Source organism: Streptomyces sp. NRRL S-646, from assembly GCF_000720765.1.
Classification (GTDB): domain Bacteria; phylum Actinomycetota; class Actinomycetes; order Streptomycetales; family Streptomycetaceae; genus Streptomyces.
On sequence record NZ_JODC01000006.1, the window covers coordinates 231,822 to 256,117 of the forward strand.

At 68.7% G+C, this 24,296-nt stretch carries 20 protein-coding genes and 2 tRNA genes; 5 read left to right on the forward strand and 17 right to left on the reverse strand.

The genetic code is table 11. The features are described 5' to 3' along the window. Positions 1 to 78: 78 nt before the first annotated feature. From IH68_RS0114575 to IH68_RS0114595, 5 genes are all read right to left on the reverse strand, one after another. Positions 79 to 1,098, reverse strand: a complete 1,020-nt coding sequence (locus IH68_RS0114575; RefSeq protein ID WP_030934321.1) for a rod shape-determining protein — start codon at positions 1,096 to 1,098, stop codon at positions 79 to 81. Positions 1,099 to 1,398: 300 nt separating this feature from the next. Continuing rightward, positions 1,399 to 1,812, reverse strand: a complete 414-nt coding sequence (gene ndk, locus IH68_RS0114580; protein WP_030934323.1) for a nucleoside-diphosphate kinase — start codon at positions 1,810 to 1,812, stop codon at positions 1,399 to 1,401. A 71-nt stretch (positions 1,813 to 1,883) separates the two neighbouring features. Further along, entirely contained in the window at positions 1,884 to 2,252 is a 369-nt protein-coding gene (locus IH68_RS0114585; RefSeq protein WP_030934325.1) for a DUF4233 domain-containing protein, read from the reverse strand. 6 nt (positions 2,253 to 2,258) lie between these two features. After that, the gene (gene folC / locus IH68_RS0114590; protein ID WP_030934328.1) at positions 2,259 to 3,743 is read right to left on the reverse strand and encodes a bifunctional tetrahydrofolate synthase/dihydrofolate synthase; all 1,485 of its coding nucleotides are present in this window, start codon (positions 3,741 to 3,743) and stop codon (positions 2,259 to 2,261) included. Between the two features lie 183 nt (positions 3,744 to 3,926). Continuing rightward, positions 3,927 to 6,551, reverse strand: coding sequence for a valine--tRNA ligase (locus IH68_RS0114595; protein WP_030934332.1), 2,625 nt, complete (start codon positions 6,549 to 6,551; stop codon positions 3,927 to 3,929). Between the two features lie 136 nt (positions 6,552 to 6,687). On the opposite strand from IH68_RS0114595, the gene IH68_RS0114600 reads away from it, so the two are divergent. Further along, a complete protein-coding gene (locus tag IH68_RS0114600; protein ID WP_030934335.1) occupies positions 6,688 to 7,653 on the forward strand; it encodes a hypothetical protein in 966 nt (321 codons plus the stop codon). 74 nt (positions 7,654 to 7,727) lie between these two features. Here the strand turns inward: IH68_RS0114600 and clpX are convergent, their stop codons facing one another. The 5 genes from clpX to IH68_RS0114625 form a co-directional block, all read right to left on the reverse strand. After that, the gene (clpX, locus tag IH68_RS0114605; RefSeq protein WP_030934339.1) at positions 7,728 to 9,017 is read right to left on the reverse strand and encodes an ATP-dependent Clp protease ATP-binding subunit ClpX; all 1,290 of its coding nucleotides are present in this window, start codon (positions 9,015 to 9,017) and stop codon (positions 7,728 to 7,730) included. Positions 9,018 to 9,195: 178 nt separating this feature from the next. Further along, positions 9,196 to 9,876: an ATP-dependent Clp protease proteolytic subunit gene (locus IH68_RS0114610; RefSeq protein WP_030934342.1), complete on the reverse strand. Its 681-nt coding sequence runs from the start codon at positions 9,874 to 9,876 to the stop codon at positions 9,196 to 9,198. Positions 9,877 to 9,946: 70 nt separating this feature from the next. Next, positions 9,947 to 10,555 (reverse strand): ATP-dependent Clp protease proteolytic subunit, encoded by a 609-nt coding sequence (locus IH68_RS0114615; protein ID WP_030934347.1) that lies wholly within the window; start codon positions 10,553 to 10,555, stop codon positions 9,947 to 9,949. A gap of 354 nt (positions 10,556 to 10,909) precedes the next feature. After that, on the reverse strand, positions 10,910 to 12,307 hold the full coding sequence (gene tig / locus IH68_RS0114620; RefSeq protein ID WP_030934351.1) for a trigger factor: 1,398 nt from the start codon (positions 12,305 to 12,307) through the stop codon (positions 10,910 to 10,912). A 225-nt stretch (positions 12,308 to 12,532) separates the two neighbouring features. Beyond that, positions 12,533 to 12,609, reverse strand: a tRNA-Pro gene (locus IH68_RS0114625). Between the two features lie 130 nt (positions 12,610 to 12,739). Between IH68_RS0114625 and IH68_RS0114630 the strand changes: the two genes are divergently transcribed. Next, positions 12,740 to 12,810 (forward strand) — tRNA-Gly (locus tag IH68_RS0114630). Between the two features lie 88 nt (positions 12,811 to 12,898). Here the strand turns inward: IH68_RS0114630 and IH68_RS0114635 are convergent. Together IH68_RS0114635 and IH68_RS0114640 are read right to left on the reverse strand one after the other, a co-directional pair. After that, positions 12,899 to 13,306 carry an SseB family protein gene (locus IH68_RS0114635; protein WP_030934354.1) on the reverse strand — a complete coding sequence of 136 codons (408 nt, stop codon included), beginning with the start codon at positions 13,304 to 13,306 and terminating at the stop codon, positions 12,899 to 12,901. A gap of 206 nt (positions 13,307 to 13,512) precedes the next feature. After that, positions 13,513 to 13,707 carry a hypothetical protein gene (locus IH68_RS0114640; RefSeq protein ID WP_016435177.1) on the reverse strand — a complete coding sequence of 65 codons (195 nt, stop codon included), beginning with the start codon at positions 13,705 to 13,707 and terminating at the stop codon, positions 13,513 to 13,515. 614 nt (positions 13,708 to 14,321) lie between these two features. Between IH68_RS0114640 and IH68_RS0114645 the strand changes: the two genes are divergently transcribed. Then, entirely contained in the window at positions 14,322 to 15,500 is a 1,179-nt protein-coding gene (locus tag IH68_RS0114645; protein ID WP_037884823.1) for an acyltransferase family protein, read from the forward strand. Positions 15,501 to 15,628: 128 nt separating this feature from the next. Here the strand turns inward: IH68_RS0114645 and IH68_RS0114650 are convergent, their stop codons facing one another. Continuing rightward, positions 15,629 to 16,096: an HD domain-containing protein gene (locus tag IH68_RS0114650; RefSeq protein WP_030934365.1), complete on the reverse strand. Its 468-nt coding sequence runs from the start codon at positions 16,094 to 16,096 to the stop codon at positions 15,629 to 15,631. Between the two features lie 4 nt (positions 16,097 to 16,100). Further along, positions 16,101 to 17,291 carry a PP2C family protein-serine/threonine phosphatase gene (locus tag IH68_RS0114655; RefSeq protein WP_030934368.1) on the reverse strand — a complete coding sequence of 397 codons (1,191 nt, stop codon included), beginning with the start codon at positions 17,289 to 17,291 and terminating at the stop codon, positions 16,101 to 16,103. Between the two features lie 162 nt (positions 17,292 to 17,453). Between IH68_RS0114655 and IH68_RS0114660 the strand changes: the two genes are divergently transcribed. Then, the gene (locus IH68_RS0114660) at positions 17,454 to 18,683 is read left to right on the forward strand and encodes a GNAT family N-acetyltransferase (protein ID WP_030934371.1); all 1,230 of its coding nucleotides are present in this window, start codon (positions 17,454 to 17,456) and stop codon (positions 18,681 to 18,683) included. Between the two features lie 7 nt (positions 18,684 to 18,690). On the opposite strand, the gene IH68_RS0114665 is transcribed toward IH68_RS0114660, so the two are convergent. After that, a complete protein-coding gene (locus IH68_RS0114665) occupies positions 18,691 to 19,500 on the reverse strand; it encodes an Fpg/Nei family DNA glycosylase (RefSeq protein ID WP_030934374.1) in 810 nt (269 codons plus the stop codon). Between the two features lie 225 nt (positions 19,501 to 19,725). After that, positions 19,726 to 20,211 carry a ribose-5-phosphate isomerase gene (locus tag IH68_RS0114670; protein WP_030934377.1) on the reverse strand — a complete coding sequence of 162 codons (486 nt, stop codon included), beginning with the start codon at positions 20,209 to 20,211 and terminating at the stop codon, positions 19,726 to 19,728. Positions 20,212 to 20,428: 217 nt separating this feature from the next. Here IH68_RS0114670 and IH68_RS0114675 point away from each other — a divergent pair, with 217 nt between their 5' ends. Continuing rightward, positions 20,429 to 21,856, forward strand: a complete 1,428-nt coding sequence (locus IH68_RS0114675) for an amino acid permease (RefSeq protein ID WP_037884824.1) — start codon at positions 20,429 to 20,431, stop codon at positions 21,854 to 21,856. An 80-nt stretch (positions 21,857 to 21,936) separates the two neighbouring features. Here IH68_RS0114675 and IH68_RS0114680 read toward each other — a convergent pair whose 3' ends face one another. Next, positions 21,937 to 24,192 carry a serine/threonine-protein kinase gene (locus IH68_RS0114680; RefSeq protein WP_267883731.1) on the reverse strand — a complete coding sequence of 752 codons (2,256 nt, stop codon included), beginning with the start codon at positions 24,190 to 24,192 and terminating at the stop codon, positions 21,937 to 21,939. Positions 24,193 to 24,296 lie beyond the last annotated feature (104 nt).

A 24,296-nucleotide genomic window follows, 5' to 3' on the forward strand; every position in this document is an offset into this window, starting at 1 on the left:
TCTATATCAACTGCCTCTATATCAACGATCCGCCGTACGAGAGGAGATCGTCCCGTACGGCGGAATCGAAGAGTTATGTCATCTGCGCGGCTGGGCGTCCAGCACCTGCTGGAGCGCCTCGAACTCCTCGACGCACTTGCCCGAGCCGAGCGCCACGCTGTCCAGGGGGTCCTCGGCGATGTGGATGGGCATCCCGGTCTCCCGGCGCAGCCGCTCGTCGAGGCCTTTCAACAGCGCCCCGCCACCGGTCAGCACGATGCCCCGGTCCATGATGTCGCCGGACAGCTCCGGCGGGCACTTGTCGAGGGTCGTCTTGACGGCGTCGACGATGGCGTTGACCGGCTCCTCGATCGCCTTGCGCACTTCGGCGGCGGAGATGACGACGGTCTTGGGCAGTCCGGAGACGAGGTCCCGGCCGCGGATCTCGGTGTGCTGGTCGTCGTCGAGGTCGTACGCCGAACCGATCGTGATCTTGATCTGCTCGGCCGTCCGCTCACCGAGAAGGAGCGAGTACTCCTTCTTGATGTGCTGGATGATCGCGTTGTCCAGTTCGTCGCCCGCGACGCGGATGGACTGGGCGGTGACGATGCCGCCGAGCGAGATGACCGCGACCTCCGTGGTGCCGCCGCCGATGTCCACCACCATGTTGCCCGTGGCCTCGTGGACAGGCAGACCGGAGCCGATGGCCGCCGCCATCGGCTCCTCGATGATGTGCACCTGACGGGCACCGGCCTGGGACGACGCCTCGATGACGGCGCGGCGCTCGACGCCCGTGATGCCGGAGGGCACGCAGACGACGACACGCGGACGCGCCAGATACCGCCGCTTGTGGATCTTCAGGATGAAGTAGCGGAGCATCCGCTCGGTGATCTCGAAGTCGGCGATGACACCGTCCTTCAGCGGGCGCACGGCAACGATGTTGCCGGGGGTCCGCCCGATCATCTTCTTGGCCTCGGCACCGACTGCCAGAATTCCACCGGTGTTCGTGTTGATCGCGACGACGGACGGCTCGTTGAGTACGATCCCGCGACCCCTGACGTACACCAGCGTGTTGGCGGTCCCGAGGTCGACAGCCATGTCACGGCCGATGAACGACATTGAGTTCCCCATCAGGATTCGTCTGGCCTTCCTGGGAGCTTTTGAGGGCATTTCAGGTCGGCGAAGTGGGTGCTGTGACGTGAAGGCTTCCATCGTAGACGCGCCTGCACGAACACTGCGCGAGGGTCTTCGCCATTGTCAGCAGATGAAGTGTCGCCTCGCTTGTGGAGACGGCCCATCGGGGGCACTCGTTCCCCCGATCGGCACGCATATGCCAGAGGACGGCCGGAAACTCTCGGCCGCCCCAGGTCAGAAGGGCGAGCGACCTGACGGTCACTCAAAAATTCATAGGTTCGTCGCTCAACCGCGGCCGGGGAAAAAGATCTTCACCTCGCGCTCGGCGGACTCCTCGGAGTCGGAGGCGTGGATCAGGTTCTCGCGGACGATCACGCCGTAGTCGCCGCGGATGGAACCGGGGGCGGCGGCGATCGGGTCGGTCGGACCGGCCAGGGCGCGCAGCCCCTCGATGACCCGCTCACCCTCGACGATCAGCGCGACGACCGGACCGGAGGCCATGAACTCCACCAGCGGCTCGTAGAAGGGCTTGCCCTTGTGCTCGCCGTAGTGCTGCTCCAGGGTCTCCTGGTCCAGGGTGCGCAGCTCCAGCGCGGTGATCTGCCAGCCGGCCTTGCGCTCGATACGGCTGATGATCTCGCCGGTCAGGCCACGGCGGACCGCGTCGGGCTTGAGCAGGACGAGGGTGCGCTGGGTCACTGCGGGCTCCTATGGAAGATCAAGAATCGTGCGGGGGTGTTCGAAGATTACAGGGCGTGTCCGGGCCCTTGTCACACAGCGTCAGCTGTGGAGGAGCCTGTCGAGCCGGACTGTGCCGCCGCGAACCGCGCCTTCGCCTCGTCGATCTTTCTTCCGTAGTGCACCGAGGCCCACCACAGGGCCGCGAAGACCGCACCCAGGAAGAACATCGTCGGAACGACGAAACCGGAGGCGACGAGGGCGGCCTGGAGGGCCCAGCCGAAGGCGATCCCGCCCGGACGCGTCACGACACCGCACAGCGCCACGCACAGGAACATCGCGATACCGCTGACCGTCCACACCGTCGACGTGGCCAGATCGGGGTCCTTCATGGCGACGAGTCCGGCGAAGCCGATCACGAAGAACTCGCCGATCAGGGTCGAAGCACAGAGAGTACGCACGAGTTGTCAGCCCCTCCCCAGCAGCAGCCGGGCCTCGCCGACCGTGATGACGGAACCGGTCACGAGCACGCCACCGCCTGCGAACTCGCCCTCCTCCTCGGCCAGCGTGATCGCGGCCTCCAGGGCGTCCGGCAGCCGCGGCTCGACCTGGACGCGGTCGTCGCCGAACACCTCCACGGCGATCGCGGCGAGCTCGTCGGCGTCCATCGCGCGGTGGCTGGAGTTCTGCGTGACGACGACCTCGGCGAAGATCGGCTCGAAGGCCTCCAGCAGTCCTCGTACGTTCTTGTCGCCACTCGCCCCGACGACACCGATGAGCCGGCTGAAGTCGAAGGCCTCGCCGACGGCCTCGGCGGTGGCGCGGGCGCCGGCCGGGTTGTGGGCCGCGTCCAGGACCACGGTCGGAGACCGCCGTACGACTTCGAGCCGCCCCGGCGAGGAGACGGCCGCAAAGGCCTTGCGGACGGTGTCGATGGCGAGGGGTTCGGGCCGCTCGGAGCCGACTCCGAAGAACGCCTCCACGGCGGCCAGCGCGACGGCGGCGTTGTGTGCCTGGTAGGGGCCGTGGAGGGGGAGGTACACCTCGTCGTACTCGCCGCCCAGCCCGCGCAGGGTGAGCAGCTGTCCGCCGACGGCGACCTGACGTGACACGACCCCGAACTCCAGCCCCTCACGGGCCACGGTGGCGTCGACCTCGACGGCCTTCTTCAGCAGCACCTGGGCCGCGTCCACCGGCTGTTGGGCCAGGATGACCGTCGCGTCCTGCTTGACGATGCCGGCCTTCTCCGTGGCGATCGCGGCGGGCGTCTCACCCAGGCGGTCGGTGTGGTCGAGGTCGATGGGGGTGACCACGGCGACGTCCCCGTCGATGACGTTGGTGGCGTCCCAGGAACCGCCCATCCCCACTTCCACCACGGCGACGTCGACGGGCGCGTCCGCGAAGGCCGCGTACGCCATGCCCGTCAGCACCTCGAAGAAGGACAGCCGGTACTCCTGCTGCCCGTCGACCATCTCGACGTACGGCTTGATGTCTTCGTACGTCTCGATGAACCGCTCGGCGGAGATGGGGGCGCCGTCGAGGCTGATGCGCTCGGTGATCGACTGGACGTGCGGGGAGGTGTATCGGCCGGTGCGCAGTTCGAAGGCGCCGAGGAGGGCCTCGATCATGCGGGCGGTGGAGGTCTTGCCGTTGGTGCCGGTGATGTGGATCGAGGGGTACGAGCGCTGCGGCTCACCCAGGACGTCCATCAGCGCGGCGATACGGCTGACCGAGGGCTCGAGCTTGGTCTCGCCCCAGCGCGTGGCGAGCTCTGCCTCGACCTCGCGCAGGGCCTTGTCGACCTCGGGGTCCTCCGGGCGCGCGGGGACGTCTGCCTCCGGCGGGCCGCCCTGGGTGCGCAGGGTGCGGCTGCCGGCCTCGATGACCGCGAGGTCGGGGTCGCGGTCGGTCTCGGCGGCGACGATGTCGTCGAAGGGGTCGCTGTCACTCACGGGGTCAGTCTAAAGCGGCGCCTACGGAAGGGGGTGGCTGGTCCCGGTGGGCGAGCGCGGGTCGGTGGGGGCTGGTCGCGCCCACGCCGCGGTAGCCGCATATCGACACAGCCCCGCGCCCCTGAAGGCACGCGAAGGCCCCGGCGCTTCTCAGCACCGGGGCCTTCGGCTACGCAAGACGGCTCACGCTTCCGGCAGCCTGTCCAGCTGGGCCTGGATCCGGGCGATGTCCTCCTCCGCCTTGGCCAGACGGCCGCGGATCTTGTCCACCACGTTGTCCGGGGCCTTCGCCAGAAACGCCTCGTTGCCGAGCTTCGCCGTGGCCTGGGCCTTCTCCTTCTCCGCGGCCGCGAGGTCCTTCGCGAGGCGCTTGCGCTCCGCCGCGACGTCGATCGTGCCGGAGAGGTCGAGGGCGACCTCGGCGCCGCCGACCGGCAGGGTCGCCGTGGCCGTGAAGGAGTCGCCCTCGGGCTGCAGACGCAGCAGCTGGCGGATGGCCGCCTCGTGCGGAGCCAGCGCCGTGCCGTCCAGGGTCAGACGGGCCGGGACGCGCTGGCCCGGCTGCAGCCCCTGGTCGGCACGGAAGCGACGGACCTCGGTGATGACGGACTGGAGGGTCTCGATCTCCCGCTCCGCCGCCGCGTCACGGAAGCCGCTGTCCTTCGGCCACTCGGCGATGACGACCGACTCGCCACCGGTGAGGGTGGTCCAGAGGGTGTCGGTGACGAAGGGGACGACCGGGTGGAGGAGCTTGAGGGTGACGTCGAGAACTTCACCGAGGACCCGCTTGCTGACCTCGGCCGCCTCGCCGCCCGCGATGAAGGTCGTCTTGGACAGCTCGACGTACCAGTCGAAGACCTCGTCCCACGCGAAGTGGAACAGCGCGTCCGAGAGCTTCGCGAACTGGTAGTCCTCGTAGAGCGCGTCGACTTGGGCGACCGTCTTGTTGAGACGGGAGAGAATCCAGCGGTCGGTGGCGGACATCCTCGACGCCTCGGGAAGCGGGCCTTCCACCGTCGCGCCGTTCATCAGCGCGAAGCGGGTCGCGTTCCAGATCTTGTTGGCGAAGTTCCGGGATGCCTGGACCCACTCCTCGCCGATCGGGACATCGGTACCGGGGTTGGCGCCGCGGGCCAGGGTGAAGCGGACGGCGTCGGAGCCGTACTTGTCCATCCAGTCGAGCGGGTCGACGACGTTGCCGAAGGACTTCGACATCTTCTTGCCGCGCTCGTCACGGACCAGTCCGGTCAACGCGATGGTGTGGAACGGGACTTCGCCGTCCATCGCGTACAGGCCGAACATCATCATCCGGGCGACCCAGAAGAAGATGATGTCGTGGCCGGTCAGCAGGACGTCGGTCGGGTAGAACTTCCGCAGGTCCTCGGTCTGTTCGGGCCAGCCCAAGGTGGAGAACGGCCACAGGCCGGACGAGAACCAGGTGTCGAGGACGTCCGTGTCCTGCTTCCAGCCCTCGCCCGTCGGCGGCTCCTCGTCGGGCCCGACGCAGACGACCTCGCCCTCGGGGCCGTACCAGACCGGGATGCGGTGGCCCCACCACAACTGGCGTGAGATGCACCAGTCGTGCATGTTGTCGACCCAGTCGAAGTACCGCTTCGACATGTCCTCGGGGTGGATCTTGACGCGGCCGTCACGGACCGCGTCACCGGCCGCCTTCGCGAGCGGGCCGACCTTGACCCACCACTGCATCGACAGACGGGGCTCGATGGTGGTCTTGCAGCGCGAGCAGTGGCCGACGGAGTGGACGTACGGGCGCTTCTCGGCGACGATCCGGCCCTGCGAGCGCAGCGCGGCGACGATGGCGCTGCGCGCCTCGAAGCGGTCCAGGCCCTGGAAGGGGCCGTGCGCGGTGATGACAGCCCGCTCGTCCATGACCGTGATCGACTCCAGGCCGTGACGCTGGCCGATCGCGAAGTCGTTCGGGTCGTGGGCCGGGGTGACCTTGACGGCGCCGGTGCCGAACTCCGGGTCGACGTGGGTGTCCGCGACGACGGGGATGGAGCGGTCGGTGAGCGGCAGCTTGATGCGCTTGCCGATGAGGTGCCGGTAGCGCTCGTCGTCGGGGTGGACGGCGACGGCCGTGTCACCCAGCATCGTCTCGGCGCGGGTGGTGGCGACGACCAGCGTCTCCTCCCCCTCGCCATACTTGATGGAGACGAGCTCGCCGTCGTCCTCCTGGTACTCGACCTCGATGTCCGAGATGGCCGTCAGACAGCGCGGGCACCAGTTGATGATCCGCTCGGCGCGGTAGATCAGCTCGTCCTCGTACAGCTTCTTGAAGATGGTGAGGACGGCCTTGGACAGCCCCTCGTCCATGGTGAACCGCTCGCGGTCCCAGTCGACGCCGTCGCCGAGGCGCCGCATCTGGCCGAGGATCTTGCCGCCGTACTCCTCCTTCCACTGCCAGACGCGCTCGACGAACGCCTCACGGCCGAGGTCGTGCCGGGACTTGCCCTCCTCGGCGAGCTGCTGCTCGACCTTGTTCTGCGTGGCGATACCGGCATGGTCCATGCCGGGCAGCCAGAGCGACTCGTACCCCTGCATGCGCTTGCGGCGGGTGAGGGCGTCCATGAGCGTGTGCTGGAAGGCGTGGCCCAGGTGGAGCGAGCCCGTGACGTTCGGCGGCGGGATGACGATGGTGTACGCGGGCTTGTCGCTCTTCGCGTCAGCGGCGAAGTACCCCTTGTCCACCCAACGCTCGTACAGCGGCCCCTCTACATCGGCCGGCGCGTACTGGGTCGGCAGTTCGGTGCTGGGCGCTGGTGGCTGCTGCTGAGCGTTCTCGGTCACGGGGTCAGTTTAGGGGTGCCGCGGGGGTGTCCCGAAACGTGTTTGTTCTGTCACGGTCGGGGCCCCGATGCAATGCGGCCACTGTGTCTGCGCCAGGATGTCAGGGCCACATAAGCATCTGGAGGGGAACCCAGTAATGAGTCACAACCAGCCGGGCCCGTACGGCGGGCAGCCCCAGCAGCCCGGACCGTACGGCCAGCCGGGCCCCTACGGCCAGCAGCCGCCGCAGGCCCCGCAGCAGCCCGGCTACGGCTACCCCCAGCAGGCCCCTCCGCCCCAGCCGGGCTACGGCTACCCCCAGCAGGCTCCCCCCACCCAGCCCCAGCCCCAGCCCGGTTACGGCTACCCGCAGCAGCAGCCGCCCTACGGCCAGGCCCCGTACGGCCAGCAGCCCTACACCGTCCCGCAGCCGCCGGTGCCCAGCGGTGGCGGCGGCAAGAAGGCGGGCCTGATCATCGGCGCGGTGGCGGTCGTGGCGGCCATCGGTGTCGGGGTGTGGTTCGTGACCAGCGGGGGCGGCAGTGGCGGTTCCGGCGGCGGAAGCAGCATCGCGAACGACGGGACGTACAAGCTGACGACGCCGGCGACGATCGTCTCCGGGCAGTTCAAGAAGGGCAGCGACTCCGCGGCCGGCGGGATGTCCGACAAGGACATCAAGGACGCCGAGGCATGGGGTGTTCACAACGCCAAGGACGTCAGCGCGGCCTATACCGCGGGATCGGGCCTCAGTGCGAAGAGCCTGATGTTCGCGGGCGTGTACGGCACCATCGACGACCCCGAGAAGACCGTCGACGCCATGTTCGCCCAGATGAAGACGGAGTCCACGAAGGGCTCCAGCTCCTCCGAGGGCAAACTCGTGGGCAGCCCCCAGGAGTTCAAGCCCGCCGGCTTCGCCAACGGCATCATGAAGTGCCAGGTGATCGAGACCTCGACGTCCGGCCAGACCATGAAGATGCCGTTCTGCATCTGGGGCGACCACAGCACCCTCACGTACGTGCTCTCGTACGACATGGCCGCCCTGGCCTCGGGCAAGACCACCTCGATGGACGACGCGGCGGCGCTGACCGCCAAGGTCCGCAACGACGTGCGCGTCAAGGCCTGACGCCGAACGCCTCGACCACGCGAAGGGGCCCCGGTCGGTCGACCGGGGCCCCTTCGCCGCCTGCGGTGCGGCGGTTACGCCGTCTTCTGCTCCCCCGGCCCCCGCCCATTCCGCGCATCCCGCGGAATCAGCGTCGGGTTCACGTTCGAGTGGACGACGTCCGCCGTGACGACCACGCGGGCCACGTCCTTGCGGGACGGGACCTCGTACATCACGGACATGAGGACTTCCTCCATGATGGCGCGCAGCCCTCGCGCGCCCGTCTGGCGGAGGATGGCCTGGTCGGCGATGGCCTCCAGGGCCTCGCGCTCGAAGTCCAGTTCCACACCGTCGAGTTCGAAGAGACGTTGGTACTGCTTCACCAACGCGTTGCGCGGCTCGACCAGGATCTGGAGCAGGGCCTCGCGGTCCAGGTTGTGGACCGAGGTGATGACGGGGAGGCGGCCGATGAACTCCGGGATCATCCCGAATTTCACCAGGTCCTCCGGCATGACGTCCTCGAACTGGTCCTTGGCCTCCAGCTCGCGCTTCGAGCGGATCGTCGCGCCGAAGCCGATGCCCTTGGCCCCTGCACGCGACTCGATGATCTTTTCCAGGCCCGCGAAGGCGCCGCCCACGATGAACAGCACGTTCGTCGTGTCGATCTGGATGAACTCCTGGTGGGGGTGCTTCCGCCCGCCCTGCGGGGGCACGGAAGCGGTCGTGCCCTCAAGGATCTTCAGCAGGGCCTGCTGGACGCCCTCGCCCGACACGTCGCGGGTGATGGAAGGGTTTTCGCTCTTCCTCGCGACCTTGTCGATCTCGTCGATGTAGATGATCCCGGTCTCGGCCTTCTTGACGTCGTAGTCGGCCGCCTGGATCAGTTTCAGGAGGATGTTCTCGACGTCTTCGCCCACATACCCCGCCTCCGTCAGCGCCGTGGCGTCGGCGATGGCGAACGGCACGTTCAGCATGCGGGCCAGGGTCTGGGCCAGCAGGGTCTTGCCCGAGCCCGTGGGGCCGAGCAGCAGGATGTTGGACTTCGCCAACTCGATCGCGTCGTCGCGTCCGTTGGCGCCGCCGTTCTCGCCGGCCTGGACCCGCTTGTAGTGGTTGTAGACCGCCACCGAGAGGGCCTTCTTCGCCGGCTCCTGGCCGACGACGTAGCCCTCGAGGAACTCGTAGATCTCGCGCGGCTTGGGAAGTTCCTCCCAGCGCACCTCGCTCGTCTCCGCGAGTTCTTCCTCGATGATCTCGTTGCAGAGGTCGATGCACTCGTCGCAGATGTACACACCAGGCCCTGCGATGAGCTTCTTGACCTGCTTCTGGCTCTTGCCGCAGAACGAGCACTTGAGCAGATCGCCGCCGTCACCGATGCGTGCCACGGTGTGCTTCCCCTTCGCCTGGGAGACGCCTAGATCCAGCGGCTCCTGGTGCTGCCTTAATCCGACGGTACCTTGCCGGGCCCCCCGTTCGGGCCCCCCTTGGCTCGGTTCACTTTGACGTGCAGCGTGTCAAAGCACACTTACCGTGCCAAGGGGCGGCAGACGATACAGCCTCCGACTAGCGGACGGCCGCGTTGTTCATCTTCCGGGTGGAGATGATCTGGTCGATCAGGCCGTACGAGAGCGCCTCCTCGGCCGTGAGGATCTTGTCGCGCTCGATGTCCTCGCGGATCTTCTCGATCGGCGTGGTGGAGTGCTTGGCGAGCATCTCCTCCAGCTGCGCGCGCATCCGCAGGATCTCGTTCGCGGCGATCTCCAGGTCGGAGACCTGGCCGCGGCCCGTCTCGCTGTAGGGCTGGTGGATCAGCACACGGGCGTTCGGCAGCGCCATGCGCTTGCCGGGCGTACCGGCGGCCAGCAGGATGGCCGCGGCGGAGGCCGCCTGGCCCATGCAGACCGTCTGGATGTCCGGCTTCACGAACTGCATCGTGTCGTAGATCGCAGTCAACGCGGTGAAGGAGCCGCCGGGGCTGTTGATGTAGACCGAGATGTCCCGGTCGGGGTCCATCGACTCCAGGCACAGCAGCTGCGCCATGACGTCGTTGGCCGAGGCGTCGTCGATCTGGACGCCCAGGAAGATCACGCGCTCCTCGAAGAGCTTCGCGTACGGGTCGTACTCGCGGATGCCCTGCGAGGTGCGCTCGACGAAGCGCGGGATGACGTAACGGGACTCCGCCGTGGGGCCCGTGTACTCGGCGCGTGAGCGGTCGTACAGGCCGCTGCCGGGGAAGTCGTTCACTGTCTGTCTCCTAGGAGCTGAGGCGGTCGGCTGGGGGCTGTGCGGGGCCGTACGGGCCCCGCGGTGGGGCTCAGGCCCCGGTACCGCCGCCGCCCGGCATGTTGGCGGCCGTGGTGATGACGTCGTCGATGAGGCCGTACGCCTTGGCCTCCTCGGGGTCGAACCAGCGGTCGCGGTCCGAGTCACGGGTGATCTGCTCAACGGTCTGGCCGGTGTGCTGGGCCGTGAGCTCGGCCATGCGCTTCTTGGTGTGCAGCAGCCGCTCGGCGTGGATCTTGATGTCGGAGGCCGAACCGGCCAGGCCGGCGGAGGGCTGGTGGATCAGGATCTCGGCGTTCGGAAGGGCGAACCGCTTGCCCGGGGTGCCCGCGCTGAGCAGGAACTGGCCCATCGAGGCGGCGAGGCCCATCGCGATCGTCATCACGTCGTTCTTGATGAACTGCATGGTGTCGTAGATCGCCATGCCGGCCGTGATCGAGCCGCCGGGGCTGTTGATGTAGAGGTTGATGTCCTTGTCGGGGTCCGCAGCGGCAAGGAGCAGCAACTGTGCGGTGATCTTGTTCGCGATGTCGTCGTCGACCGGCTGGCCGAGGAAGATGATCCGCTCGTTGAGCAGCCGGTTGTAGACCTGGTCGCCGAGGCCACCACCGATGGAAGGCTCGCCGGCGGCGGAGGGCATCAGATTCGTCACGTATCCACCTGCTCGTCTTACGACGGCGCCGGGCCGTCTCACGTTTCCCTGCGGGGGGCCGCCGGCGGTTTCACCGAGTTCTCCGGCCCCGTATTCATGGACCCTAACGCGCGGGTCCCTTCGGGGAATCCCGCGAAGGGGGGTGTTCGCCGGGGGCGTAGCCGTGGGTCGACCGGTCCGCTGCCTGGTGCAGGTCCGACGTGGCTGCTCGCGCCCACGCGGCGGAGCCGCATACCGATACAGCCCCGCGCCCCTTTGGGGCGCGTCTGCCGCCGTATGCCAGGAAGGCCCCGGGGATACGTCCCCGGGGCCTTCCTACGACGTCTCGGAGCGCCGTGGGCGTCAGCCCTCGGTCTTCTCCTCGTCGGCCTCGGTGGCGTCGGCCTCCGTGGCCTCGGCGGCGACCTCGGCGGCCGTCTCGACCTCGTCCTCGTCGTCCAGGTCGATGACCTCGCCGTTGGTGTCCTTGACCGTGGCGGCCTCGACGACGACCGCGAGGGCCTTGCCGCGGGCGACCTCGCCGACCAGAAGCGGAACCTGGCCGCCCTCGACGACGGCCTGGGCGAACTGGTCGGGGGACATGCCGGAGGAGGCCGCGCGCCGCATGAGGTGCTCGGTGAGCTCCTCCTGGTTGACGTTGAGCTTCTCCTGCTTGACCAGCTCGTCGAGGACGAACTGGGTCTTGATGCCCTTGACCGCGGCTTCCTTGGTCTCGGCGTCGAACTCCTCGACCGTCTTGCCCTGGATCTCGAGGTACTTCTCGAGGTCGAGGCCCATCTGGCCGAGCTGGTGGTGCTCGAGGTTGTGCTTACGGGTGTTGATCTCGTCCTCGAGCAGCTTCTCGGGGACCGGGACCTCGACCAGCTCGAGCAGCTTCTCCAGGACGCGCTCCTGGGCCTGCGTGGCCTGGTCGTACTGCTTCATGTTCTCGAGGCGCTTGCGGCTGTCCGCCTTGAGCTCGTCGAGGGTGTCGAACTCGGAGGCGAGCTGCGCGAACTCGTCGTCCAGCTCGGGCAGTTCGCGGGCGGCGACCTGGGTGACCTTGACGGTGACCTCGGCCTCCTTGCCGGCCGCGGAGCCGCCCTTGAGCTCGGAGGTGAAGGTGGCCTCGCCACCGGCCTCCAGGCCCTTCACGGCGTCGTCGATGCCGTCGAGGAGCTCGCCGGAACCGATCGTGTAGGAGACGCCGCTGGCGACGCCGTCCTCCAGGATCTCGCCCTCGACCTTGGCCTCCAGGTCGATGGTGACGACGTCGCCGTCCTCGGCGGCGCGCTCGACCGGGGAGGTCGAGGCGAAGCGCTCGCGGAGCTGCTCGACCGACTTCTCGACGTCCTCGTCGGTGACCTCGACGGCGTCGACCTCGACCTCGATGCCGGAGTAGTCCGGGATCTCGAGGGCGGGACGGACGTCGACCTCGGCGGTGAAGTTCAGCGTCTCGCCGTCCTTCAGCTCCGTGATGTCGACCTCGGGCTGGCCGAGGACGTTCAGGTCGGCCTCGTTGACCGCCTCGGTGTAGAACTTCGGAAGCGCGTCGTTGACCGCCTCCTCCAGGACCGCACCGCGGCCGAACCGCTGGTCGATGACGCGCGCCGGGATCTTGCCCTTCCGGAAGCCCTTCACCGTGACCTGCTGGTTGATCTTCTTGTACGCCGCGTCGAGGCTGTCCTTGAGCTCCTCGAAGGGCACCTCGATGCTGAGCCGAACCCGGGTCGGGTTCAGGGTCTCCACGGCGCTCTTCACGGTTCGGTCTCCTTGGGGGCTGACTTCTTGGTCTCTGCCGGAGCCAGACTGGTCCGGCGGATTTCGCCGCCCGGAGGACGTCCGAAGGATCTCCAGTGACGGTTCAGTGGATTCCTGTGGATGAGACACACGGGCGCGCAGCTTGCATAGTAACCGCAGCGGCCGAACGCCCCAAAGGCGATCATGCCAGGTGATCGCCCGGGGTGACCGGTGTTGACCGGTCGGTGGTCGGGGTGGCGGGATTTGAACCCACGGCCTTCCGCTCCCAAAGCGGACGCGCTACCAAGCTGCGCCACACCCCGTCAGGTGCGACACGTAGGGTACATGCCCGCAGCCAGTGCGGCTGCCGCATTTACCGGGTGTGCACCGAGGGGGCCCGACCCGCTACGATGCCTTCTGTGCCGCGGTCATCTGACCTGCGGCGCATGCTGTGCGGGCGTAGCTCAATGGTAGAGCCCTAGTCTTCCAAACTAGCTACGCGGGTTCGATTCCCGTCGCCCGCTCTCTACGCATCAGGGCCGGGCCGGAGGATCTTCCTCCTCCCGGCCCTGATCGTTTCGGACGAGGTTCGCCTGCAGGTCAGGCTCGTTTTCAGGCGAGACAGCGGGCGAGCAGCCACCGCGCTTCGTGTGCCGACAGGGTCAGCGAGTCCTCGTCGCCGGCATCGATGACCAGCACCACTTCGTCGGTCGGCCAGTGCGCGGCCAGCTGCCGCAGGGTGACCGGCCGGTAGCAGGGCACCTGGGGGAAGGCCCTGAGCAGGCGCTCCTCCGAGGTGAAGACCATGACCGCGGGGGCGTCATTCACGCTTTCGATGACCGGCAGGACGAACCGCACGAACTCGCTGCGGTCGCGTGTGTAGCGGATGCCGCTGACTGCCGGGATCAGCACATCGCAGCCCGACAGCACCTCCAGGGCCAGGCGATCGGGCGCTCTGCCAAGGTCCCGCAGAGCTTCCCTCGCCACTGCCTCGAAGAGTTCGGCGGGGATCTCGGTCATGGCCCCACACCCTTGTACGAGTCCACACTCCAGCCTGTCGGCTACCCGCGATCGGCACGATCATGCGATGCCGGGCCGGTTTTGGTGTGCTCGACCGGACGGGGTGCCGGGGTTCCCGCCCGATACGTCGGGTACGCAGAGCGTGATCGTCCAAGGGCGCGGCGCGGCGGCGTCCACGTCCTCTACGGACGGAGCATCTGCCCGGATCAGAAGCTGATCGAGTTGATGGTCTCCGCTATCGAGTTCAGGAACCGGTTGATCGACGGGGCCATGCCGGTCGACGCGAGGAAGAAGCCGAAGAGCACCGCGACGATCGCCGGGCCGGCCTTGATCGAGCCTCCCCTGATCAACACCACCAGGATGATCGCCAACAGCAGCACCACTGACAGTGAAATGGCCACAACTGATCACACCCTAGGTCGGTCCGCTCTCCCGGCCCGGGGGTGCCAGCCCCGCGCACCCCCGCCAGAACCATCGTGCCACCAACGGGGCCCGCGTATGCGGCAGGTGAGGCATCGTCGGTCACACCTGTGCCGGACCTTTGCCTCGGCCATGCGGGCGCGGCCCGTCCGAGAGCCCCAACGACCGTCTGCCGCACAGCAATTCGACGGTCCACCCGCACAGGGAATTCAGCGAGATCGTTTCCATGTCCACACAGCGCGTTCGCAGGTAATTCGAATTGTTGTCACGGGCACAGCGAAGCCGTCAACGCCAGCCCCCCGAAAGGCCAATGAAGCAGACATTCCACTGGAGTCGCCCCCTGGTCATATGCCCCGTTTAGTCAGGATGAGTCGTGACAACCAGGACATGTAATAGTGTGTTGACCGTCACCTCCATGGCATTGTCAACTTCCCTTAATCTCGGGTACTCGAAGCCAATTGGCAGGAACCACGTGGGGAGTTTTACGAAAACCCACAGACGACGCTAGGGTGCCTCAGATGTTTCACGCTGCCTCGTCCCCCGCACGCGCAGCGAGGTCAGGGATCGTCTCCCCCAGTTTCTGGGGGGAGGGTCTGTGACGAACTCGTTGCAACCGCACGGCCAGAACAGAGCGCCGCTCCCTCCGGCACAGTCGCCGGCGTCGGGAGTGCCGAGTCCGCGCTCACCGCAGAAACAGCAGAACACTCCCCCCAAACCCGGCAGACAGCGCGACTCGTTCTTCGACAACGCGAAGTACCTGGCGATCGTGCTGGTGGCGATGGGTCACTCCTGGGAGCCGCTGAAGGGTGACAGCCGCATCCTGGAGGGCGTGTACACGGTCGTGTACTGCTTCCACATGCCGGCCTTCATCATCATCTCCGGCTACTTCTCACGCAGTTTCGACATGCGCCCCGACCGCCTCAGACGACTGGTCACCGGCGTGCTCGTGCCGTACATCGTCTTCGAGACCGCGTACAGCCTCTTCAAGCGCTACGGCGACCACGACCCGAGCATGACGGTCAGTCTGCTCGACCCCTGGTACCTCACCTGGTTCCTGATCGCGCTGTTCATCTGGCGTCTGACGACCCCGCTGTGGAAGACCCTGCGCCGACCGCTGCCCGTCGCGCTCGGCATCGCGATGTTCGGGTCGGTCTCGCCGGAGATCGGCAACGACCTCGACCTCCAGCGCGTCCTGCAGTTCCTGCCGTACTTCGTGCTGGGCCTGTGCATGAAGCCCGAGCACTTCCAGATGGTGCGCACGCGGAAGATGCGGATCCTGGCGGTGCCGGTCTTCGGTACCGCGCTGGCCGTCGGCTGGTGGGCGGTGCCGCGGATGAACACCGCGTGGTTCTACCACCGGGACGCCGCCCAGGAGATGGCCGCGCCGTGGTGGAGCGGGCCGGTCATGGTGCTCGCCCTGTTCGGCTGCTCGCTGCTGCTGACCGCCTGCTTCTTCGCCTGGGTGCCGCGCCGGAAGATGTGGTTCACGGCGCTCGGCGCGGGCACGCTGTACGGCTATCTGCTGCACGGGTTCCTGGTGAAGGCGGGCGACTTCTACGGCTGGTTCGAGCCGAAGTGGTTGCACCGGCCGCTGGGGGAGATTTTGGTGACGGTGGGCTTCGCCGGCGCCGTCACGCTGCTGTGCACTCCGCCGGTGCGGCGGGTGTTCAGGTTCGTGATGGAGCCTGAGATGAGGTGGGCCTTCCGGCGGGACGCGGTGGAGGTCGCTCGGGAGCGGGACACTGCAAGGAAGCGCGAAATGGCCAACGCCTGAGCCGTTGCCGCGACATGCCGTCGGCGTCTGCAGGTTCGTTGTGGCTGGTCGCGCCCACGCGGCGGAGCCGCATATCGGCTGTGACATCAGCCGCTGCCGCGGCGGGGCCCCGCGCCCCTTGACAGCCGCTACTGCTGGGCCAGGCCGAGAAGTGCGCGCATGCGTGCGTACTTCTCGGTCAGGCGTTTCCGGGTGGGCTCGTCTGCCAGGCGGCCGAGGCGGGTTGGGTCTGCGTTGTGGGCCAGGTCTGCCTCCTTGACCAGGAGTGCGCCCGGGGTGGCGAGGATTCGGGCTGCGTACGCCTGCGGGGACTCCCCCGGGCGCTTGGTGACCGCCAGGACGATGTTCTTCGTGCGGGGGCTCAGGGCGGCCTCTTCCAGCCACTGTTCGGACAGTGCGTCGTCCTCTACGGCGTCGTGGAGCCAGGCCGCCGCTATCTGTTGCTCGTCGCCGCCACGTGCGCGTACGCCCTCGGCGACGGCTTGGAGGTGCTCGGCGTACGGGCGTCCCGACTTGTCCGTCTGGCCCTCGTGGGCGGCGCGGGCGGTGGCCTCGACTTCGGCGAGGGTCATCGGGTTGCGAGGGGTTTCGGTCATCGGCTCAGCCCGGCGTCGGCGGCGGGGAGGTCACTGTCGGGCCCTCCCGGCAGATCAGCAGTAGTGCGCGGTCGTCGTTCACGTCTTTCGCGACCGCCTCGATGAGGTGCCAGGCGGCGCCGTGGAAGCCGCCGGCGACATAGCGGTCGGCCTCGCCCGTGAGGCGGTCGATGCCCTCGACGATGTCCCGGTCGGAGGTCTCCACCAGGCCGTCTGTGAACAGCATCAACACGTCACCGGGGCGGAGCGAGCCCTTCACGGGGTCGAACTGTGCGCCGTCGTACACACCCAGGAGCGGGCCCTCGGCCGCCTTCTCCTCCCAGCGGCCGCTGCCCGCGCTGAGCTGGAGGCCCGGCGGATGGCCCGCGGAGTAGAGCTCGTAGTCGCCGGAGTCGAGGTCCAGGACCAGGTGGATCGAGGTCGCGAAACCCTCGTCCCAGTCCTGGCGGAGCAGATAGCCGTTGGCCGCCGGGAGGAACGCGTGCGGGGGCAGGGAGCCGAGGAGGCCGCCGAACGCCCCGGACAGCAGCAGGGCGCGCGAGCCCGCGTCCATGCCCTTCCCGGAGACGTCAGTCAGGACGACCTCCATCGTGCGGCCGCCGTTGGTGCGGGCGGCGACCACGAAGTCGCCCGAGAACGACTGGCCGCCCGCCGGGCGCAGCGCCATCTCGCGGTGCCAGCCCATCGGCAGCGTCGGCAGCTTGCTCTGCACCCGGATGCGTTCGCGCAGGTCGAAGAGCATGGTGCCGCCGCGCCGCCAGGGCACGCCGACCCGGCTGCGGAACTGGGCGATGAGCAGACCGAAGAACCCGCAGGCGGCCACCACCAGCACGACGCCGGGGGTGACACGGGAAGGGCCCTCCGTGTAGGGCCCCAGTTTCACCGACTCCACGATCAGCGCCGTGGCCGCGGCCGCGTACAGACCGAGCAGGCTGGCGGGGCGCAGCAGCAGGCCACCGGCGACGATCGGGAGGACCAGTACGGCCGGGGAGCACCACACGGAGTTGGCGAGCGTGACGGCGGCGATCAGCGGGACGGTGAGGAGCAGACCTGCGAGCGCGACCCAGTCCGAGCCGTCCCCGCGGAAGTAGTCCACGGCGCTTCTGCGCAGGCCGACACGGACCCGGTGCCACTGCATCTTCAACCGGGCCGTGAACGTCTCGGCTGCTGCGCGCCGCTCTCGTCCTGCTGCCATTAGTTCGGGACCCTATCCATCGGACCAGCTGCTTGGCACGGGAGGTCCCACTTGTCCCCCGTCCGAGGTTCAACTTCACAGTGAACTTCACAGAAAGCCATTGCGGGTCCGCCAAGGCGAAATTCCCTCGCTCGTCCCGCAATGCCCTGGTAGGCATGGTTCATGGGGACTGACTTGCGCGTACTGCGCCGGGAAGACTGGGACGAGTGGTACGACAACCTGATCCGCGCCTTCGGCGGGGTTCCGGAGTCGGCCGAGGAGCGGGCGCTGTGGCGTGAGCTCACCGAGACGGACCGTTCCATCGGCGCATGGGACGGTGAGGCGTGTGTGGGCACGGCGGGCGCGTTCTCCTTCCGGCTGACCGTGCCCGGCGGGGCCGCGGTGCCCGCGGCGGGCGTGACCATGGTGTCCGTGGCCGCGACGCACCGGCGGCGCGGGGTGCTGACGTCCATGATGCGGCGCCAGTTGGACGACGTACGGTCGTGGGGCGAGCCGCTGGCCGTCCTGACGGCGTCCGAACCCGCGATCTACGGACGGTTCGGGTACGGCATCGGGACGTACCACGTCAACGCCGAGATCGACACGACGCGTGTACGGCTGTCCGTGCCGCCCGGCACCGATGACGTACGGCTGCGGTACGCCGAGCCGGCCGACGTACTCGACGCGTGTGAGGCGGTGTACGCCCAACTGGTCGCGCGGCGGCCCGGGATGGTGGCGCGCGTTCCGGGCTGGGAGCGGCTGTGGGTGCTCGACCCGGAGAGCGAGCGGGACGGCGCCTCGCCGCTGCAGTGCGTGCTCGCGGAGCGGGACGGCGAGGTCGTCGGGTACGCACGCTTCCGGATCAATCGGGACTGGGAGCCGGCCGGGCCCAAGGGCCGGGTGCAGGCGCAGGACGTGGACGCGCTGGACCCGGCGGCGCACGCCGCGCTGTGGCGGTTCCTCTTCGACATCGACCTGACGTCGAAGGTGAGCGCGCGCGGGCGGCCGGTCGACGAGCCCTGGCAGCACATGGTGTCCGACGTCCGCCGCTGCTCGCTGCTGGTCCGGGACTCGCTGCACGTACGGCTGGTGGACGTCGGCGCCGCACTTCAGGCGCGCACGTATCAGGCGCCGGTGGACGTGGTGCTGGAGGTCGAGGACGCCTTCTGCCCCTGGAACGAGGGCCGTTGGCGGCTGACCGGCGACCCGAAGGGCGCGTCGTGCGAGCGTACGGCGGACGCAGCCGATCTCGCCCTGTCCGTACGGGAGTTGGGCTCGGCGTACCTCGGCGGTGTCCCGCTGGCGTCGCTGGCGGCGGCCGGCCGGGTGCGTGAGCTGCGCCAGGGCGCGCTGACGGAGGCGTCGCTCGCGTTGGGCTCGATGGTGGCGCCCTGGCTGCCGCACGGGTTCTAGCGGCGCATCAGCGCTGTTGGCAGGTGGGGCACCAGAAGAGGTTGCGGGCGGCGAGGTCGGCGGTGCGGATCTCGCCGGCGCAGATGTGGCAGGGCAGGGTGGCCCGGCGGTAGACGTACACCTCGCCGCCGTGGTCGTCGACGCGTGGCGGGCGGCCCATCGCCTCCGGGGTGTGTTCCGGGCGGACGGTGTCGATGCGGTTGTGGCGGACGCCCTCGTGCATCAGCTCGACCAGGTCGGACCAGATCGCGTCCCACTCGGCCGGGGTGACGTCCTTGCCGGCGCGGTAGGGGTCGATGCCGTGACGGAAGAGGACCTCGGCGCGGTAGACGTTGCCGACGCCTGCGATCACCTTCTGGTCCATGAGGAGGGCGGCGATCGTCGTACGGCTGCGGGTGATTCGTCGGTACGCCGTCTGCGGGTCGGCGTCGTCGCGCAGGGGATCGGGGCCGAGGCGGTCGTGTATCGCCTGCTTCTCGGTGTCCGTGATCAGGGCGCAGGTCGTGGGGCCGCGCAGGTCGACGTACGAGGTGGTGTTCGCGAGGCGGAGGCGGACGGTGTCCGTGGGCGGGGGTGCCGGTGCGTCGCCAAAGGTGACCTTGCCGAAGAGGCCGAGGTGGATGTGGACCCAGTCGGTGTCGCGGAAGCCGAGGAAGAGGTGTTTGCCGTGGGCTTCGGTGTGGGTGAGTTCGGCGGTGTTGAGGAGTTCTGCGGCGTCGGAGAATTTGCCCTGGGGGCTGGTGACGTGGGGGTGGGTGCCGAGGAATTTTTTGGCGTAGTCCTTGGCCAGGCGGTGGATTGTGTGCCCCTCTGGCACGGTGGCTCCTGTTCCTCCGTGGGTGGGGGCGGGTGGGGGCCCGCGGCGGAGCCGCTGATGGATGTAGCTCGCCCCCGCCGCCCTTACCCGTTCCCATCCCCAGGGGCTGCCGCCCCTTCGGTCCCACCCAGGGGGCTCTGCCCCCTGGACCCCCTGTCGGCCTGAACGGCCTCGTCCTCAAACGCCGGACGGGCTGAAAAGCTCGGGGGCCGGACGGGCTGAGAATTACTGCTGCGGGTGGTGGGGCGGGATGGGCGGCAGGTCGCCGGTTGTCTCGTAGGCCGCGAGCATGTCGATGCGGCGGATGTGGCGCTCGTCCTCGGAGAACGGGGTGCCCAGGAAGGTCTCGACGAACTTTGTCGCCTCCTCCTGCGTGTGCATGCGTGCGCCCACCGCCACGACGTTGGCGTTGTTGTGCTGGCGGCCGAGGGAGGCCGTCTCCTCGCTCCAGGCGAGGGCCGCGCGGACGCCCTTGACCTTGTTCGCGGCGATCTGCTCGCCGTTGCCGGAGCCGCCGATCACGATGCCGAGGGAGTCGGGGTCCGCGGCCGTCCGCTCCGCGGCGCGGAGGCAGAAGGGCGGGTAGTCGTCCTGGGCGTCGTAGATGTGGGGGCCGCAGTCGACGGGGTCGTGGCCTGCCGCCTTGAGCCACTCGACGAGGTGGTTCTTGAGTTCGAAGCCCGCATGGTCGGAGCCGAGATACACGCGCATGGTTCCGAGTGTGACATGGCTGTTTCCGGGCGGCAGCCTCGGGTCTCGGCCGGGAGAGAAGGGGGTCCAGCACAGCGGCCCCGACCAAGGAACCTCAAGTAAACCTCAAGTAACGATCTGGATTCAAAGGTTCACGAATTCCTTTGCCTCCGTTTCACTGGACCAACTCGTACGCGACCCGTACGGGACCGCTCACCCGGCGCAAAGGAATTCCCCCATGACTGGTCTCCAGGCCGGCCTCAAGAACCGCCATCTGTCGATGATCGCCATCGGTGGCGTCATCGGCGCCGGCCTCTTCGTCGGCTCCAGCTCCGGTATCGCCACCGCGGGACCGGGCATCCTCCTGTCGTACGCCCTCGTCGGCACGCTCGTCGTCCTTGTGATGCGCATGCTCGGCGAGATGTCCGCCGCCAACCCGACCTCCGGCTCGTTCTCTGCGCACGCGGACCGGGCCCTCGGCCGCTGGGCCGGCTTCTCCATCGGCTGGCTCTACTGGTTCTTCTGGGTCGTGGTGCTCGCGGTGGAGGCCACCGCCGGGGCCAAGATCCTCGCGGGGTGGATGCCGGCCGTTCCGCAGTGGGGCTGGGCCCTCATCGTGATGGCGGTGCTGACCGCCACCAACCTCGTGTCGGTCGGTTCCTACGGCGAGTTCGAGTTCTGGTTCGCCGGGATCAAGGTCGTCGCGATCGGTGCGTTCATCGTGGTCGGCGGGCTCGCGGTCTTCGGTGTGCTGCCGGGCGTCGACAGCGACAAGGCCGGCCTGAGCAACCTCACCGGCCACGGCGGCTTCCTGCCCCACGGGCCCGGCGCGATCCTCACCGGCGTACTGCTGGTCGTCTTCTCCTTCATGGGCAGTGAGATCGCGACGCTGGCGGCGGGTGAGTCGGAGGACCCGCAGCGGGCCGTCACCAAGTCGACCAACAGCATCATCTGGCGTATCGCGGTCTTCTACCTGGGCTCGATCTTCGTCGTCGTGACGCTGCTGCCGTGGAACGACCCGTCGATCAAGAAGCAGGGCTCCTACGTCGCGGCCCTCGACTCCCTGGGTATCGCGCACGCCGGTCAGATCATGAACTTCATCGTGCTGACGTCGGTGCTGTCCTGTCTCAACTCGGGTCTGTACACGGCCTCCCGGATGGCCTTCTCGCTCGGTGAGCGGGGGGACGCGCCGAAGGCGTTCGCGAGGACGACCTCGCGGGGCGTTCCGATGGCCGCGATCCTCGCGTCCGTCGTCTTCGGGTTCGTCGCCGTGTTCTTCAACTACAAGTTCCCGGACTCGGTCTTCCTCTTCCTGGTCAACTCCAGTGGTGCGGTGGCCCTGTTCGTGTGGCTGGTCATCTGCTTCTCGCAGCTGCGGATGCGGAAGATCATCCAGGCCGAGGCGCCGGAGAAGCTGGTCGTGAAGATGTGGCTGTACCCGTATCTGACCTGGGCGACGGCCGCGCTGATCGTGTTCGTGCTCGGTTACATGCTCACGGACACGGAGCACGACGGGCGCGAGACCGTGCTGCTGTCGCTGCTTGTCGCGGCGGTCGTGCTGGTCGTAGCCGTGGTGAAGGAGAAGGTGCGTGGGGGCGGCCGGGCGGTTGTCGCGGGCGCGTCCTCGGCGGCGGTGCAGGACCAGGGCAAGGTCAAGACCGGCTGACCCCGGTGGTGTTGTGTGCGGCTGAGGGGCCTGCGGCGCTGTGAACGCCGCGGGCCCCTTGGCGTGCTCGCCACTCGGCTTCACAGCACCGTGAAGCTGTCCTTGACCCTGTCGTAGGTCCTGAGGGCATGGGTCTCGGTCTCCGGCTGGTACCAGGTGTTGATCTGGTACGACTTCCCGTCCTGGTCGAAGCCCAGTAGCCGGGCGTGCCAAGGGGTGCCCTTCAGGGTGAAGGTGTACTCCCAGACCACGGCCGGGTTGCCGCGGAACGTCGTCTTCTCCAGGCGGATCTTCCGGTAGTCCTGGCCCTGGTGGGCGTCCTGCTCCGACTTCTGCCAGGTCTCCATCAGGTCGCCGCGGGCGAGGGACGACTTGGCCACCAGCTCCTGTGTGCCGTCGGGGGACGTGTAGTGCACCTCCGCCCCCGTCTTCAGGTCCCGCCGCCAGCCCTGCGGCGGCGCCCACGCGAACCCGCCGGCCTCCCGGTGCGCGCCCGGGGGCAGGCTCTGCGGCCTGGACGTGCCCTCCACCGTGGGCGACGGGCTGCCGGCGGGTGTGGTGGCGGACGTCGTCGGTGATGTCGAGGAGCCTGCATGGTTCCCGCCGGGCGAGCCGGAGTTCGTCAGAAGGAGTACGGCGACCACGGCACCGGCCGCCACCAGACCGACGGCAGCCACGAGTACGGGACGGCGAGGGCTGCGGTGGGGGACGGCGGGGCCGGTGAGGAGTTCACCTTCGGGGGCGCGGAGGGGGTGGGGGCCCAGGGCGGGGCGGCTCTGCCGGGTGTTCGGGTAGGCGTCCGGGGGCGGCCCCTGGGGGCCCGGGTGCGCGACTGCTCCGGGGCCGGAGCCGTTGTGCTGCGCGGGCGGCTCGGTGACCTTGTGGGGGCGGATGAGGGAGACACCGGATCGCTGGGGTGCCGGGGGCGACGAATTGGCAACCGGGGGTGCGGAGTTGGCGGACGGGGTCTCGGAACGGACCTCCGAGCGCAGTTCGGAGGGGACTTCGGTGGAGGCGTTGGGGAGCTGCACCGGTACCGAGGGCGCGGGAGGTGTGGGGGGCGCTTGCGGAGACGGGGATGCCTTTGTCGCGGGTGTGGCGGGAGGTCGTTGTGCTGCCGTGTGGTGGTGCGGGGCCTCGGGGATGGTGGTCGGGGCCGGGGGGCGGTCCCGGCGGAGGTCGTGGGTGTCCGGCAGTTCTTGGGGTATCGCGTCCTCGACGGGGGCGGGCGCGGGTTGCCTGGGGTCGCGTGCGGCGCGTACCAGGCGGGTGTCCAGGTAGGCCGGGGTGGGCCCCTCGGTCGAGGCGGCGGGGGTGTCCAGGCCTCCGGGGGCGTCGGCCGCGCCGGGCTGCTCGGGCTCCGGCTCGGCTTCGGCACGCGCCGTTCCTTCGGCCGCAGTAGCACCGGACGAATTCGGGTCGGCGCCCTCGGCCGGTTCGGTCCCGGGTGGCTCCTGGGACTCGGACGGCACTTGCGTCGGCCGGCCGGACACCGTCCCCGCACCGAGCCCATCCTCCTCCGCTGCGCCATCGCCAACGGGGAGAGTCGGCGTAGGCGCCGGGTACGCGACCGGGCGTAGGGCCTCCTCCAGGTCGGGCAGGGACGGGCGGACCGAGGGGTCCTTCTCCAGCAGGGCTGCCAGGACATCGCGCAGGGGGCCTGCTGCGGCAGGGAGTGCGGGCTCCTCGTAGAGGACCGCGTGCAGTGTGGCCAGGGTCGTGTCGCGGGAGAAGGGGGAGCGGCCGCCCAGGGCCGCGCAGAGTGTCGCGCCCAGTGACCACACGTCCGACGGCGGGCCCTGGGGGCGGCCGGAGATGCGTTCGGGGGCCATGTAGTCGGGGGAGCCGACGAGCATGCCGACCATGGTGAGCGCCTTGGCGTCCTGGATCGCGGCGATGCCGAAGTCGGTGAGGACGATGCGCCGGCCGCTGCCCTCCACCAGGACGTTCCCCGGTTTGATGTCCCGGTGCAGGACACCGCGTGCATGCACCTGACGCAGCGCCGCCACCAGCCCGAGGCCGATCCGCGCCGTCTCGCCCGGCCCCAGCGGCCCCTCCTCCACCATGATCCGTTCGAGGGAGCGGCCGACGACCAGCTCCATGACGATCCACAGGCGTTCGCCCTCGTCGACGACGTCGTAGACCCGCACGACGTTGGGATGGTCGATCCGGGCGGTGGCCCTGGCCTCCCGCAGTGTGCGTTCGCGGCGGGTGCGGGTGTCCTCCGCGTCCAGGCCGTCTATGCGCATCTCCTTGACGGCGACCGGGCGGTCGAGCATCTCGTCGGCGGCTCGCCACACCCGCCCCATTCCCCCCTGGCCGATGCTTTCGACCAACCGATAGCGCCCCGTCACCAGCAACCCTGGAACTCCGCCGCTTCTCGCATTCCCCGGCAATCCGCTGCACCCCCTCAGCCACCGAAAATCTCTGAACTACCTCA